We start from the raw sequence: 13,864 nt of genomic DNA on the forward strand, positions 1-13,864 counted from the left end.
GCCCCAAAGCAGGCAACGCGTGCATTCAGGCAGAACCGGCCGGCAGGGTTTACGGCTGCTGCGCAGCCGAGCGGGAGCAAGCTCCCTCGCCACGGGGGGTCACCTGTAGCCGCTTTTAGCGTGTAGCTTTCAGCTGCTTTTATACCAACGCGGCGTATAGACCCACTCGCCGCCCCCTGCCTTGGGGAAGGTGCAGGTCGTCGACGATCCCACCAACACCATGGTCCGCATATCCACCTGCTCCGGCGTCAATTCGTCCAGGGTGATGACGCGCAGGGTCTGGCCCGGCCGGCCAATATCGCGCCCCAGCACCACCGGCGTTTGCGGGGTCCGGTGCTCGCGCACGATCTCCAGCGCTCGCCCCAATTGCCAGGGTCGCGAACGGGAGATCGGGTTGTAGAAGGCCAATGCCAGATCGGCCTCGCACGCCAGGTCCAGGCGTTTCTCAATGATCGCCCACGGCTTGAGGTTGTCCGACAGCGACAGCACGCAGAAGTCATGCCCCAACGGCGCCCCCGCCTGAGCGGCGGTGGCCAGGGAGGCTGAAACCCCCGGCAGCATTTCCAGCTCGACGTTGTGCCAGGCCGGGTCCGCAGACTCGTGCAGCGCCTCCAGCACCGCCGCCGCCATGGCAAACACACCCGGGTCGCCGGACGACACCACCACCACTGAGCGGCCCTGGGCTGCCAGTTCGAAAGCGTGGCGGGCGCGCTGCATTTCTTCGCGGTTGTCGGTGCAGTGCATGACCTGATCGGCACGGAACGGCCCGGCCATGCGCACATAGGTTTCGTAGCCGAGAATGTCATTGGCTCGTGCCAGTTCGGCCTTCACCGCCGGCACCATCAACTCGGCCGCACCCGGGCCCAGGCCGATCACCGCCAGCCGCCCGCGAGGACGGCCGATCTGCTCGGGGTCCAGCGGCTGGTTGGCGACGGCGATGGCAATCCCAGCGCCAACGGCCAGTGGCGGCAACAGTTGCGGCACCGCATTTTGTGCCAGCGCACTGACACTCTCTGCCGCTGGGGCAAACCGCAGGGGCACGCCCAGTTCAAGGGCCGCCTCGCGCAAGGACGGGCAGGCCATGTCGCTGTCCGCGGCCAGCAGGCAGGCCACGGACTGCACGGCGATTCGCGCCTGGTGCAGCGCCTGGCGAATCTGCAGCGCCAGGTCTTCATGCCCCTGGCTGCTGCACGCCACCAGCACACAGCGCGGGTAGATCAGCAGTTCATTGGCCGCCGGCTCGCGCTCGGCCGAGCCCACATGAATGCTCAGCCGCGCTTGCTGATCTTCGGGCAACCGGGCCTCGGCGAGCCACGGCGCGGCACCTTCGATGCGCACGCTTTCACCGCCCAGCAGGTCGGAAACAAAGCGTTTGCCCAGCTCCAGGTCCCCCAGGGCATAGCCGCTGGGCGGGTTCAGCAGGCAGGTGCCAAAACGCAGTTCGCCGCTGGTGGTGATGGCCGCTGCCACGCCCAGTCCGGCGGCGATTTCCCGCGCCAGCACATTGACCCCGCCCAGGCCACCGAGCAGCGGCACCACTGCGCTGCCGTCTTCGGCGACGGCCAGCACCGGCGGCTCGGCGCCTTTTTCCAGCAGCAGCGGGGCCAGGGTGCGGATTACGATACCGGCCGCACACAGGGCAATGATCGGCGTGTCCTGTTGATACAACTGACGCAGGGTCGCGCCGAAATCCTGGTACGGACGGTCCGCGCCTTCAACCCGTTCGGCCAGGCCGTGGATCAGCGCGTCCGGGTACAGCTGCTGGATTCTGCGGGCGGTCGCGAGGCTGCCCTGGCCGAGGATGACGATGGCCGGTGTTGAACGGGCCATCAACCTTGCCACCTTTCGCCGGGAACGATGATCAGCGAGAAGTACGGCGACGACATCGGCACCACCTCATCCAGGGGCACGATTTTCTGGTTGGCCATGGTCGCGCGCTCGACGTACAGCGCACGCTCTGCCAGACCCAGTTCTTCCAGGACCTGGCGCACCTTGGGGAAGTTGCGTCCCAACTTCATCACCACCGCCGCATCGGCATCGGCCAGGCGCCGCTTGAGCTCGTCATGGGGCAGCACGCCGGAAAGCACCGACAGGCTCTGGTTGCGGTACACCAGCGGCGCCCCCAGCACCGAGGCCCCACCCAGCATCGAGCACACGCCCGGCACCACTTCGGCCTGGTAGCGCTCGGCCAGACGGTCGTGCAGGTACATGTAGGAGCCGTAGAAGAACGGGTCGCCCTCGCAGATCACCGCCACGTCGCGCCCGGCATCCAGGTGCAGGGCCAGGTCCTGGGCGGCGCTGTCGTAGAAATCGCTGATCACCTGCTCGTAGGACAGCGGCGCCTCCAGCACTTCGGTGGTCACCGGGTACACCAGGGGCATCAGGGTCTGGGCCGATTGCAGGTGGGCTTCGATGATGCCGAAGGCGTTGCCCTTTTTGCCCTTGGCCACGAAATACGCCACCACCGGCGCTTCACGCAGCAGGCGCAGGGCTTTGACGGTAATCAGTTCCGGGTCACCGGGGCCCACGCCAAGGCCGATCAAACGTCCAGGTTGCTGCATTATTCGACCTCCGTGGCCAGGGCATTGACCGCTGCGGCGGCCATGGCGCTACCGCCCAGGCGGCCCTGCATGATGACAAAGGGCACGCCCCGGCTGTCGGCAGCGAGCATCGCCTTGGACTCGGCAGCGCCGACAAAACCCACCGGGAAGCCGAGGATCAGCGCCGGTTTCGGGGCCCCGGCGTCGAGCATTTCCAACAGGTAGAACAAAGCGGTGGGGGCATTGCCGATCACCACCACACTGCCCTCCAGGTGCGGGCGCCACAGCTCCAGGGCTGCCGCCGAACGGGTGTTGCCCAGCTCGCGGGCCAGCTCCGGCACGCTGTCGTCGCGCAGGGTGCAGATCACCTGATTGTTGGCCGGCAGCCGAGCGCGGGTCACGCCCTCGGAAACCATCCGCGCATCACACAGAATCGGCGCGCCAGCGGCCAGGGCATCACGCCCGGCCTTGCCGGCGCCCTCGGAAAACTCCAGGCCGTCGATGGCGTCGACCATGCCGCAGGCGTGGATCACCCGCACCGCGAGTTTTTCCAGGTCGGCCGGAATTCGGTCGAGCCGAGCCTCCGCGCGAATAATGGCGAAGGAGTTGCGATAGATCTCCTGACCGTCGCGGATGTAATCAAGCATCAAGGTTGCTCCGTGGGCGGGCGTCGAGCAATGCGCCTACCGCTTCAATAGAAAGGTTGCGTGCGTGCAGGGCGCCGAAACCCGGCTGCCCTGCATCGCGTAAATAGAGGTCGTAGCGGCCGGGGCCGACGGCCAGCAAAGTGGCCGGCGCAACATGGGCGCAGGCGCAGGAACGAGGGCAACCGGACAGGTGCACCTCCAGGGTCCGGGCATGGCGTTGCAGCAGTGCGGCCAGTTGCAGGGCGTCGCCCTTGGTATCGGACAGGCCCTTGCCACAGCCGCTGGAACCGGTGCAGGCCACCAGGTGTGCCAGGGCTCGGTCCGCCGAACACAGCAGCCCCAGTTGCTCCAGGCGCCGACAGACCTCGGGCCCATCTTCGGCCCGGACATTGGGCAGCAACAGGCTCTGCCAGGGGCTGAAACGCAGATTGCCATCCCCCCATTCACTGGCCAGTCGGGCGGCGCCCCGCAACAGAGTGGGGTCGAGCCGGCCCAGTGGGGTCACCGCGCCGACATACACCCGTCCGCCGCCGACCTGGGGGTGGCTGCCGATGTGCAAACCGGCTGGGGTCGTCGGGCGAGCCCAGGCCTCGATTTCGAGCAGCGGCAGGTCCAGACGCGCCAGTAACTCGGCCGCCGAATAGTCGGCCAGCAGATGGCGCATGCGCGTCTGCTCCGGACGCGCCAGGTCAAGAAACAGCTCCAGCACCGCCACCAGCAATGGGTGCCCATGCTCCAGCGCCACCGCGCCCAGGGGCGGGTCCACCGGGCAGCCGGCCAGGCCGAACGCCAGGCACGGGCCATCGACCCCGGCGAACGCCGAGAGCCACAGGTCGTGGTGATGGTCGAGCATGGCCAGGGCTTCGCCGCCGTCCAGCTGCACGGCGAACTTGGCCGACAGTTGGTGGAAGCGCGGGTGGTTTTGCAAGGTGCCGAGTATCTGCGCGGCCAGCGGGCGGGTGTCGATCAGCATCTGCGGGTCGATACCGGCCGTCGGGCTGAGCATCAGGTTGCGTACATCGTCGCCGGCGGCGGTGCTGGGACCGAGGCCGGCGGCCAGCAGTTCGGCGATCAGCGCCGACTGTTGCTCGCCAATGCCGCGGATTTGCAGGTTGGCGCGGTTGGTGGCCTCGATCACCCCGCCGGCATAGCGCTCGGCCGCCTGGGCCACGGCCACGGCCTGGGCCGCGCTGATGGCGCCGCCGGCCAGCTTGATGCGGCAGATCCCGCCGTCCAGCGCCGGGACAATACGCAGCAACCCCGGGCAGGCCGAGGGGCGTAAGGCAGTGGACATCGGGCGTTGATTCAAAGGGGCAACCGGCTGGTGGGAAAGGCGCTTAGCGGGCGAAGGCGCGGTATTATGCCTGCTTTGTCCGAAGGCATGAAAAGCCTGCCCGTCGGATCTTCCAGTTTCAAGCGCTTTGCTTTTGAGGAATATAGATGTCGCCCTGGCTGACGGTAGTGGGAATCGGTGAAGACGGCTTCAAGGGACTGGGCAAAAATGCCCGTCGGGCCCTGATGGGTGCTTCGCGGATTGTGGGCGGCCAGCGGCAACTGGATTTATTGCCGGTGTGCATCCGTGGCGAACGCCAGCTGTGGCCCAGCCCGTTTTCCCTGGAGCCGGTGCTCGGCCGGCACGGCGACGCAGTGTGCGTGCTGGCCAGCGGCGACCCGATGCTGTTCGGCGTCGGCGCCAGCCTGGCGCGCCAGGTGGCCGAGGGCGAAATGCAGGTGCTGCCCGCGCCCTCTTCCTACTCCCTGGCCGCTGCCCGCCTGGGCTGGCCGTTGCAAGAGCTGGTGACCCTGTCGGTGGTGGCACGCCCGGTGGCCGCCCTCAGTGCCCAGCTGTTCAGCGGCGTGCGCCTGCTGGTGTTGAGCAACGACGGCCAGAGCCCGGCGGCGGTTGCTCGCTTATTGCGCGAGCGGGGCTTTGGCCCCAGCCGCGTCAGCGTCTTCGAGCACCTGGGAGGCGAGGCCGAACGGCGGATCGACGGCATCGCCAACCAGTGGAACGATACGCCCCACGCCGACCTCAATCTGCTGGCCATCGAATGCCTCGCCGAACCCGGCACACCGCGCCTGTCACGCTTGGCCGGGCTGCCCGACGACGCCTTTGCCCATGACGGGCAACTGACCAAACGCGATGTCCGCGCCATTACCCTCGCCCGCCTGGCACCGGTGCCCGGCGAACTGCTGTGGGACGTGGGCGCCGGCAGCGGCTCGATCGGTATCGAGTGGATGCGCGCCCACCCCAGCTGCCGGGCCCTGGCCATCGAGGCCGATGCCGGGCGCCAGCAACTGATCGAACACAACCGTGACGCCCTGGGCGTGCCCGGCCTGCAACTGATTCGCGGCAGCGCGCCCCAGGCCCTGGCCGGGCTGGAGCGCCCGGATGCGATTTTCATCGGTGGCGGCGTTACCCGCGAGGGTGTGCTGCAAACCTGCTGGGAGCAGCTCAAGCCCGGCGGCCGGCTGATCGCCAATGCCGTGACCCTGCAAAGCGAAATGACCCTGATGGCCTGGCGCGAACGCCATGGCGGCGAGTTGACCCGAATCCACATCGCCCAGGCCCAACCCCTGGGCGACTTCGACACCTGGCGCCAGGCACTGCCGATCACCCTGCTCGACCTCGGCAAACCGCTATGAGCCAGCATTCCCCACGCGCAACAGCCTGCGTCCGGCCACAGCCGGGAGCGCTCGATGCGTGACGAAACCGCCGAACAGCCCGCGCCCCTGCGCAGTGGCCTGACCACCGGCAGCTGTGCCACGGCCACCAGCCTCGCGGCGGCGCGCCTGCTGCTCAGTGGCGTGGACGCCGATGCGGTGCAGATCACCCTGCCCAAGGGCAAGCAGGTGCAGATGCGCCTGGAGTTCTGCCGCCTCAATGCCGACGGCGCCGAGGCCGGCACCATCAAGGACGCCGGCGACGACCCCGACGTGACCCACGGTGCCCTGCTCTACTCCCGGGTGCGCCTGGCCCCGGAGCCGGGGATCCGCTTTATCGCCGGCAACGGCGTGGGCACCGTGACTCGCCCGGGGCTGGTGCTAGGGGTCGGCGAACCGGCGATCAACCCGGTGCCGCGCAAGATGATCAGCGATCACCTGAGCCAGTTGGCGCTGGAACAACGCTACGGCGGCGGCTTCGAGGTCACGGTGAATGTCGAGGGCGGCGAGGCCCTGGCCCTGAAGACCATGAACCCGCGCCTGGGCATTCTCGGAGGGCTGTCGATCCTCGGCACCAGCGGCATCGTGCGGCCGTTCTCCTGCGCGGCCTATATCGCCTCGATCCACCAGGGCATCGATGTCGCCACCCATAACGGCTACCAGCACATCGCCGCCTGCACCGGCAACGCCAGTGAAGACACTATGCGCCGGGTCTACGACCTGCCGGAAATCGCCCTGATCGAGATGGGCGATTTTGTCGGCGCGGTGCTCAAGCACCTGCGCAAAGTGCCTGTGGATAAACTCAGCCTGTGCGGCGGCTTCGGCAAGATCAGCAAACTGGCCGCCGGGCACATGGACCTGCACAGCCGCCATTCAAGCATCGACCTGCCGCAACTGGCGGCCTGGGCGGCGGCCATTGGCGCCGACGGGGCCTTGCAACAGGCCATCATCGAGGCCAACACCAGCCAGCAGGCCTTGGCCCTGGCCAGCGCCGCCGGTATCGCCCTGGGTGACGCGGTGTGCCAGCACGCCCTGGCGTTTGCCCGCAGCGTGGTGCCGGCCCAGGTGCAGGTCGAGGTGTTTGCCATTGATCGCCAGGGCGGCATTGTCGGCCGGGCCGGAGCCTTCCAATGAAACGTATTTTGCTGTTGGGCGGCGTGACCGAAGCCCTGGCCATCGCCCGCACCCTGGGCCCGGCGCACATCTACAGCCTGGCCGGGGTCGGCCGGGTGCCCACCGACCTCGACTGCCAGGTGCGGGTCGGCGGCTACGGTGGCGCCGAAGGGCTGGCACGGTTTATCCAGGAACAAGGCATCGACCTGCTGCTGGACGCCACTCACCCCTACGCCGCGCAAATCAGCCACAACGCGGTCCAGGCCGCGCGCCACAGCGCCATTCCATGCTGGGCCCTGCGCCGTCCGGCCTGGCAACCGCAGCCTGCAGACGACTGGCGGGAAGTCACTGACTGGGACGAGTTGGTCGAGGCCCTGCGCCCGTTCCAGCGCCCACTGTTCACCCTGGGCCGCGAACCCTTGCAGCATCTGGATGAGATCCCCGAGGGGCAGTTCTGGACCCTGCGCGCCCTCGACGCCTACCCCGGCAACTCGCGCTGCGAGGTCATAGGCGCCCGTGGACCGTTCCAACTGGACGCCGAGCGCGAGCTGTTCGAGCAACGCCGAATCGATGTGCTGATCAGCAAAAACAGCGGCAGCAGCGCCACCGAGCCCAAGCTGGAAGTGGCCCGCGAACGTCGGATACCGGTGCTGGTGCTCAAGCGCCCGGCGCTGCCCGAGGCCGACCGCTGCTTTACCTCCGTGGCCGAGCTACTGCTGGCGTTGAGCGATTAGCCTCACGCCTGACAAACAATAAAGCTCCGGCCCACAGCCCCTTGGGATTCCCCTGACAGCTTTAAAAAAGCCGACGCTTTAACGTTCCTTGCACAGCCAGATCGACGGCCATGGCCGCCTCCCCGAAGGGCCGGTCGTCGCCTCGCGAGCTGGTCACCTGGCAAATGACTTGCCAGGACGTATCCCAAGGAATACAGTCGCCATGCTTATCTTTGAACAGACCCCAGTGTTTGTCCGCTGGCTCCAGGCCTTGAGAGACTCCACTGTCAGGGCTCGGGTACTGGCCAGGGTAAGGGCCGCGCAGCTTGGTTATTTCGGAGACTGCGAAGCCGTCGGCGGGGGCGTCTACGAAATGCGCATCCATCGCGGGCCCGGGTACCGGGTGTACTTTTCCCGGCGCGGCAAGGTGATCTACCTGTTGCTGGCAGGTGGCGACAAAACCACCCAGCCGCGCGATATCCAACGTGCCAGGCAGTTGGCACATGACCTCAAGAGCGAGGACTGAACCATGAACCACCCACTGATCCCTTTCGACGCCGCCGAGCACCTCAAAACACCCGAAGACATGGTGGCCTACCTCGACGCCTGCTTCGAGGAAGACAGCGGCGACGGCGTGCTGATTCGCGCGGCCCTGAACGACATCGCCCGCGCCCGTGGCATGACCCAGATCGCCCGCGACACCGGCCTGGGCCGTGAAAGCCTGTACAAGGCGCTGGGCAGCCAGGGCAATCCCGAGTTCGCGACTATCATCAAGGTGATGAAGGCCCTGGGCCTCAAGCTGCACGCCAGCACTGCCTGAGCCGCGCTGCGACACCACACCGCACACGGCTTTTTTACTTATGCCCGGCGATCAGGCTAAATACCCGCCTGATCGCTCAACCCGACGGATCGTCCATCATGTCCCGACAACGGCTCGCATTTGCCTGGATCGCCTGCTTCGCAGTGCTGTTCAACATGCTTGCCATGCCGCTTTCCGGGGCCATGCCGCGGGATGACCAGGGCGCTACCGAGCAACTGCTGTGGGGCAGCTTCTGTTCTTCGACCGGCATCAAGCTGGTGGCGATCTCCCTGGGCAAGCTCGAGCAAAAAGCCCCGCAGAACGACGATCACTCCAACATGCAGCATTGCTGGTGCTGCTCGGGCTCAGCGCCCCTGATGGCCATGCCCGGGCATGTGCCGCAGCCGTATTTCGCACGCTACGCCACCCACGGCAGCCTGCCGCCCACCCTGATCGACACCCCCACGCCGCGCCAGCAATGGCCGAGCCTGAACCCCGGTGCACCGCCCCTGGCGTGATTCCTTTCGCAAGTGACCTGCGTTTTTGAATCACCCTGGAGAATTGCCATGTTCAAACCATCCCTGGTCAAGCAAGCCCTGCTGCTGGCCGCTGTACTGCTACCTGCCTGTTTCGCCAATGCCCATGAATACAAGGCCAGCGAGATTCAGATTGCCCACCCCTGGTCCCAGGAGCTGCCGCCGAACGCGCCGACCGTTGCGGCGTACTTCGTGCTGCACAACACCGGCAGCACGGCCGACACCCTGCTCAGCGTCGACACACCGATTGCCGGCAAAGCCGAGCTGCATGAACACGTGATGCAGGGCGACCTGATGAAAATGCAGCAAGTGCCGAAGGTGGCCGTTGCCCCGGGTGCCGAGGTCAGCTTCGCGCCCATGGCCTACCACGTGATGCTGCTGGAGCTTAAAGACCGCAGCCTGCTGAGCGACGGCAAACGCTTCCCGCTGACCCTGCACTTCGAGAAGGCCGGTGACGTAACGGTCGAGGTCGCGGTGCAGAAGCAGGCGCCCGACAACATGGCCGAGCACAAGCACGCCCAGTAATCACTGACCCGCGCTGTTCGTGAACGCCCTGCGCCCGCCCGGCGCCAGGCGATCCGTGCCGCCTCGCCACTCGATAAAAGTGCGTCGCGGTAGCTGGATCAGCCTGTTCGCCATGCTGATGATCTTTATCGGTCCGCTGATTTCCCAAGCGATGCCGATGGATCAGGCCATGCCGATGAACATGTCCATGTCGATGGACATGCACAGCGGCGAACCCGGCTGCCACGGCGAAACCCAACCCAGCGCGCAACCAGGCAAGACCCAGAGCGAGCACCATGGGCTCTGGGAAAAATGCGGCTATTGCAGCCTGTTGTTCAACTGCCCGGCGCTGCCCGGCGGGTTGTCGTTCAGCATCGCGGCGACACCCCTCAACACCCCCTTTGTCAGCCCCTCCCCGCGCCTGGGTCATGCCCGGCAGACCGTGTTCCCCGGCGCCCTGACCCGCGCCCCGCCCGCCATCCGCTAGGCCCCTTGCTTCTCTCCCACGGCCGACTGTCGCCCCCAGTCACAGGCACTCGGCCGTGTCGTTTGTGCCTATTGATGGAACATTTATGTTTTCTGCCAACACTCGCCTGGGCGCCGCCCAGGCATGCAACACCTTTGCCCTGAAACCGTCCCGTGTGCGGTTCAACTGCGCCATCAGCGTCATGTGCGGGGCGCTGCTCGCCCCCTTGGTCATGGCCGCCGAGCCTGCCGAGGACCTGCACCAGCACCCGCATCCGCAAGAGCTCACACCCACGGTAATTACCGCCATTGCCCCCAGCTCGCCGCTGACCGTGGTCACCAACCCCAAGGACCCGCGTCAGCCAGTGCCGGCCAGCGATGGTGGCGACTACCTGAAGACCATTCCCGGCTTTGCCCTGGTGCGCAACGGCGGCACCAATGGCGACCCGGTGCTGCGCGGGATGTTTGGTTCGCGGCTGAACATACTGACCAATGGCGGCATGATGCTCGGCGCCTGCCCCGGGCGCATGGACGCTCCGACCTCCTACATTTCCCCCGAGACCTACGACAAGCTGACCGTGATCAAAGGCCCGCAAACCGTGCTCTGGGGCCCGGGCGCATCGGCCGGGACCGTGTTGTTCGAGCGTGAGCCCGAGCATTTCGGCGAACTGGGCACCCGGGTCAATGCCAGCCTGCTGGCCGGCTCCAACGGTCGTTTCGACAAAGTGCTGGATGCCGCTGCCGGTGGCCCGCTGGGCTATGTCAGGGTGATCGGCAACACCGCCCACGCCGACGATTACAAAGACGGCAACAACGACACCGTGGCCTCGCGCTACGACAAGTGGAACGGCGATGTGGCCCTGGGCTGGACCCCGGACGCCGACACCCTGCTGGAGCTGACCGCCGGCAAGGGCGACGGCGAGGCTCGCTACGCCGGACGCGGCATGGACGGTTCGCAGTTCAAGCGCGAAAGCCTGGGGCTGCGCTTCGAGAAGTCCAACCTCGGCGAAGTGCTGGACAAGGTCGAGGCCCAGGTCTACTACAACTACGCCGACCACGTGATGGACAACTACAGCCTGCGCACGCCGTCGGGCACCGGGATGATGGCCGGGCCCATGGCGTCCAACGTCGATCGCCGGACCCTCGGCGCGCGGATCAAGGCCACCTGGCGCTGGGCCGATGTGCAGCTGATCAGCGGCCTGGATGCACAGACCAACGAACACCGCCAACGCGCCAGCAGCGGCGTCGACACCTACAAGCAACTGCCCCGCGAGAAGGACGCCGACTTCCACAACTATGGAGTCTTCAGTGAGCTGACCTGGTACGCCGCCGACCGTGATCGCCTGATCAGCGGCGCGCGCCTGGACCGCGCCTCGGCCAAGGACTATCGCCAGCGCCTCACCAGCAACATGATGAGCCGCCCCAACCCCACCGCCGACAACACCCGCGCCGACACCCTGCCCAGCGGCTTTGTGCGTTACGAGCATGATCTGGCCGACAGCCCCACCACCCTGTACGCCGGCCTTGGCCATACCCAGCGTTTCCCGGATTACTGGGAGCTGTTTTCGCCCAATACCGGCCCTGCCGGTTCGGTCAACGCCTTCGATTCGATCAAGCCGGAGAAAACCACCCAGCTTGATTTCGGCCTGCAATACAAAAGCGAAGACTTGGAGGCCTGGGCCTCGGGCTATGTCGGTCAAATCCGCGACTACATCCTGTTCAACTACCGCCCGGGAATGATGGGCACCACCTCCCAGGCCGAGAACATCGACGCCCGGATCATGGGCGGCGAACTGGGGGCGGCCTACAAGCTGACCTCCAACTGGAAGGCCGACGCCACCCTGGCCTACGCCTGGGGCAAGAACAGCAGCGATGGCAAGGCCCTGCCGCAAATGCCCCCGCTCGACGCCCGCATGGGCCTGACCTACAGCCAGGATCAGTGGAGCGCCGGCGCCTTGTGGCGGGTGGTCGCGGCGCAGAACCGCATCGACCAGAACAAGGGCAACGTGGTCGGCAAGGACTTCGACAAGAGCGGCGGCTTCGGCGTGTTCTCGCTCAACGGCGCCTACCGCATCAACAAGAACCTGAAACTCAGCAGCGGCGTCGACAACCTGTTCGGCAAAGCCTACGCCGAGCACTTGAACCTGGCCGGCAATGCCGGGTTCGGCTATCCGGCCAATGACCCGCAAGCCATCAACGAACCGGGACGCACGCTCTGGACCAAGGTCGACCTGAGCTTCTGACCCCATAGCCGCTGCCGCCAGGCTGCGTTGGGGATGAGCGAGTGAATCCGCCCAGACCAGCGCAGCCTCGTGCCTCGGCAGCGGCTACAGAGCATGACTGGCAGCAACAGCTGCCCCTACAACAACAGATCCACTGCCGTGCGGAGCCTTATTCGATGACTCAACCCAAGGTGTCTTTCTACAACCTGGCCTGGCGCTGGCATTTCTACGCCGGGCTGCTGGTCGCGCCCTTTATGGTGATGCTGGCCCTGACCGGCATCATTTATCTGTTCAAGCCCCAGCTCGACCCGCTGATGTACGGCGAGCTGCTCAACGTCCCCGCCGGGCACCACAGCCTCAGCGCCGACGAGCTGCTCAAGCGGGTGCAGGCGGTTTATCCACAGGCCCAGGTCAAACAGTACCTGCCGCCGATCAATGCCGAGCGCAGCGCACAGTTCGTGGTGCAAAACGCCGGCGTCGAGTTGAACGTGTTCGTCGATCCCTACCACGGCGACATCCTCGGCGAGCAGCACGCCAAGCGCACGCTGCAAGCCGTGGCCCGGGCCATTCACGGCGAGCTGATGATCGGCACCCTGGGCGACCGCCTGGTGGAACTGGCCGCTGGCTGGGGCGTGATGCTGGTGGTGTCCGGCCTTTACCTGTGGTGGCCGCGCGGCAAGTCCACGGCCGGGGTCCTGTGGCCACGCCTGAGCAGCCGCGGCCGCCTGTTCTGGCGCGATCTGCACAGCGTGGTGGGCTTTTGGGGCGCAGCATTCCTGCTGGTGATGCTGTTGAGCGGCATGACCTGGACCGGCTTCTGGGGCAAGCAATACGCCGACCTCTGGAACCGCTTCCCGGCGGCCATGTGGAACAACGTGCCGCAGTCCGACCAGCAGGCCGGCGCCCTGAATAACGCCGCGCGCCAGACCGTGCCCTGGGCCCTGGAAAACACGCCGATGCCGATGTCCGGCGACCATGCCGAGCACATGGCCCACGGTGGTGCCGACCATGCGCCGGCAGCGCCAGCCATCGGCTTGCAGCAGGTGCAGGACATCGCTCGCCAGCGCCAGGTCGAGCCCGGCTACAGCATCACCCTGCCCACTACCGCCAGCGGCGTGTTCACCGTCGCGGTGTTCGCCGACGACCCGCGCAACGACGCCACCCTGCACATCGACCAGTACACCGGCCAGGTCCTGGCCGATGTGCGCTGGCAGGACTACAGCCCCGTGGCCCGCGCCACCGAGGTCGGGGTCATGCTCCACGAAGGCAAGATGTTCGGGCCGCTGAATCAGTTGGCGGTGCTGTTGATCTGTCTGATGATTCTGCTCAGCGCCGTCAGCGGCCTGGTGATCTGGTGGAAGCGCCGCCCCACTGGCCGACTCGGCGTGCCGCCGCTGCGCCATGACCTGCCGAAGTGGAAAACCGCGATGTGGGTGATGCTGGCCCTGGCGTTGGCGTTTCCCCTGGTGGGCGCGTCGCTGATTGCGGTATGGCTGCTCGATCGCCTGCTGTTATCACGCTGGAACCGTGCCTCTGAGTCCGCCTCATCTTCAACATGAACCTGGCGAGATGCGCGGCGTTTGCGCTTCTGTAGACTGTGCGCGGCCCGGTTCGACCCGAGCCAATGTTACTTTGTAACCTACAAGTGTAAGCTTGCTGCC

Annotated in this window: 14 protein-coding genes; 10 read left to right on the plus strand and 4 right to left on the minus strand. The window is 66.4% G+C overall.

Annotated features, from left to right (window positions below):
* Positions 1 to 129 precede the first annotated feature (129 nt).
* The 4 genes from cobJ to cobG are packed head-to-tail and all read right to left on the minus strand — an operon-like array spanning position 130 to position 4,481.
* Positions 130 to 1,830 carry a precorrin-3B C(17)-methyltransferase gene (gene cobJ, locus AC19YX_RS09960; RefSeq protein WP_500606174.1) on the minus strand — a complete coding sequence of 567 codons (1,701 nt, stop codon included), beginning with the start codon at positions 1,828 to 1,830 and terminating at the stop codon, positions 130 to 132.
* The gene (locus AC19YX_RS09965) at positions 1,830 to 2,561 is read right to left on the minus strand and encodes a precorrin-2 C(20)-methyltransferase (RefSeq protein WP_020299137.1); all 732 of its coding nucleotides are present in this window, start codon (positions 2,559 to 2,561) and stop codon (positions 1,830 to 1,832) included. The genes cobJ and AC19YX_RS09965 overlap by 1 nt, the downstream gene beginning before the upstream one ends.
* Complete coding sequence (locus AC19YX_RS09970; RefSeq protein ID WP_078469620.1) at positions 2,561 to 3,187, minus strand: precorrin-8X methylmutase; 627 nt, start codon at positions 3,185 to 3,187, stop codon at positions 2,561 to 2,563. The genes AC19YX_RS09965 and AC19YX_RS09970 overlap by 1 nt, the downstream gene beginning before the upstream one ends.
* Positions 3,180 to 4,481, minus strand: a complete 1,302-nt coding sequence (cobG, locus tag AC19YX_RS09975; protein ID WP_500606175.1) for a precorrin-3B synthase — start codon at positions 4,479 to 4,481, stop codon at positions 3,180 to 3,182. The genes AC19YX_RS09970 and cobG overlap by 8 nt, the downstream gene beginning before the upstream one ends.
* 146 nt (positions 4,482 to 4,627) lie before the next feature.
* Between cobG and cbiE the strand changes: the two genes are divergently transcribed.
* The 10 genes from cbiE (at position 4,628) to AC19YX_RS10025 (ending at position 13,762) form a co-directional block, all read left to right on the plus strand.
* Positions 4,628 to 5,833, plus strand: coding sequence for a precorrin-6y C5,15-methyltransferase (decarboxylating) subunit CbiE (gene cbiE, locus AC19YX_RS09980; protein WP_500606176.1), 1,206 nt, complete (start codon positions 4,628 to 4,630; stop codon positions 5,831 to 5,833).
* A gap of 54 nt (positions 5,834 to 5,887) precedes the next feature.
* A complete protein-coding gene (locus AC19YX_RS09985) occupies positions 5,888 to 6,985 on the plus strand; it encodes a cobalt-precorrin-5B (C(1))-methyltransferase (protein WP_421548841.1) in 1,098 nt (365 codons plus the stop codon).
* Positions 6,982 to 7,698 carry a cobalt-precorrin-6A reductase gene (locus tag AC19YX_RS09990; protein ID WP_500606177.1) on the plus strand — a complete coding sequence of 239 codons (717 nt, stop codon included), beginning with the start codon at positions 6,982 to 6,984 and terminating at the stop codon, positions 7,696 to 7,698. Before AC19YX_RS09985 ends, AC19YX_RS09990 begins: the two co-directional genes overlap by 4 nt.
* A gap of 202 nt (positions 7,699 to 7,900) precedes the next feature.
* Positions 7,901 to 8,203: a type II toxin-antitoxin system RelE/ParE family toxin gene (locus AC19YX_RS09995; protein ID WP_078469615.1), complete on the plus strand. Its 303-nt coding sequence runs from the start codon at positions 7,901 to 7,903 to the stop codon at positions 8,201 to 8,203.
* A 3-nt stretch (positions 8,204 to 8,206) separates the two neighbouring features.
* Entirely contained in the window at positions 8,207 to 8,497 is a 291-nt protein-coding gene (locus tag AC19YX_RS10000; RefSeq protein ID WP_201129242.1) for an addiction module antidote protein, read from the plus strand.
* Between the two features lie 98 nt (positions 8,498 to 8,595).
* Positions 8,596 to 8,994, plus strand: coding sequence for a DUF2946 domain-containing protein (locus tag AC19YX_RS10005; protein WP_500606178.1), 399 nt, complete (start codon positions 8,596 to 8,598; stop codon positions 8,992 to 8,994).
* 48 nt (positions 8,995 to 9,042) lie between these two features.
* On the plus strand, positions 9,043 to 9,537 hold the full coding sequence (locus AC19YX_RS10010) for a copper chaperone PCu(A)C (protein ID WP_500606179.1): 495 nt from the start codon (positions 9,043 to 9,045) through the stop codon (positions 9,535 to 9,537).
* Positions 9,538 to 9,592: 55 nt separating this feature from the next.
* On the plus strand, positions 9,593 to 10,003 hold the full coding sequence (locus AC19YX_RS10015; RefSeq protein ID WP_500606180.1) for a DUF2946 domain-containing protein: 411 nt from the start codon (positions 9,593 to 9,595) through the stop codon (positions 10,001 to 10,003).
* Positions 10,004 to 10,088: 85 nt separating this feature from the next.
* Entirely contained in the window at positions 10,089 to 12,224 is a 2,136-nt protein-coding gene (locus tag AC19YX_RS10020) for a TonB-dependent copper receptor (RefSeq protein ID WP_078469610.1), read from the plus strand.
* A 155-nt stretch (positions 12,225 to 12,379) separates the two neighbouring features.
* On the plus strand, positions 12,380 to 13,762 hold the full coding sequence (locus AC19YX_RS10025; protein WP_500606181.1) for a PepSY-associated TM helix domain-containing protein: 1,383 nt from the start codon (positions 12,380 to 12,382) through the stop codon (positions 13,760 to 13,762).
* Positions 13,763 to 13,864: the final 102 nt, after the last annotated feature.

The organism is Pseudomonas sp. MF09150, from assembly GCF_059862355.1.

Bases quoted from the DNA above. Each gene is read 5' to 3' on its own strand.
- cobJ (WP_500606174.1), bottom strand. From the start codon at position 1,830: ATGGCCCGTTCAACACCGGCCATCGTCATCCTCGGCCAGGGCAGCCTC.
- AC19YX_RS09965 (WP_020299137.1), bottom strand. From the start codon at position 2,561: ATGCAGCAACCTGGACGTTTGATCGGCCTTGGCGTGGGCCCCGGTGAC.
- AC19YX_RS09970 (WP_078469620.1), bottom strand. From the start codon at position 3,187: ATGCTTGATTACATCCGCGACGGTCAGGAGATCTATCGCAACTCCTTC.
- cobG (WP_500606175.1), bottom strand. From the start codon at position 4,481: ATGTCCACTGCCTTACGCCCCTCGGCCTGCCCGGGGTTGCTGCGTATT.
- cbiE (WP_500606176.1), top strand. From the start codon at position 4,628: ATGTCGCCCTGGCTGACGGTAGTGGGAATCGGTGAAGACGGCTTCAAG.
- AC19YX_RS09985 (WP_421548841.1), top strand. From the start codon at position 5,888: ATGCGTGACGAAACCGCCGAACAGCCCGCGCCCCTGCGCAGTGGCCTG.
- AC19YX_RS09990 (WP_500606177.1), top strand. From the start codon at position 6,982: ATGAAACGTATTTTGCTGTTGGGCGGCGTGACCGAAGCCCTGGCCATC.
- AC19YX_RS09995 (WP_078469615.1), top strand. From the start codon at position 7,901: ATGCTTATCTTTGAACAGACCCCAGTGTTTGTCCGCTGGCTCCAGGCC.
- AC19YX_RS10000 (WP_201129242.1), top strand. From the start codon at position 8,207: ATGAACCACCCACTGATCCCTTTCGACGCCGCCGAGCACCTCAAAACA.
- AC19YX_RS10005 (WP_500606178.1), top strand. From the start codon at position 8,596: ATGTCCCGACAACGGCTCGCATTTGCCTGGATCGCCTGCTTCGCAGTG.
- AC19YX_RS10010 (WP_500606179.1), top strand. From the start codon at position 9,043: ATGTTCAAACCATCCCTGGTCAAGCAAGCCCTGCTGCTGGCCGCTGTA.
- AC19YX_RS10020 (WP_078469610.1), top strand. From the start codon at position 10,089: ATGTTTTCTGCCAACACTCGCCTGGGCGCCGCCCAGGCATGCAACACC.
- AC19YX_RS10025 (WP_500606181.1), top strand. From the start codon at position 12,380: ATGACTCAACCCAAGGTGTCTTTCTACAACCTGGCCTGGCGCTGGCAT.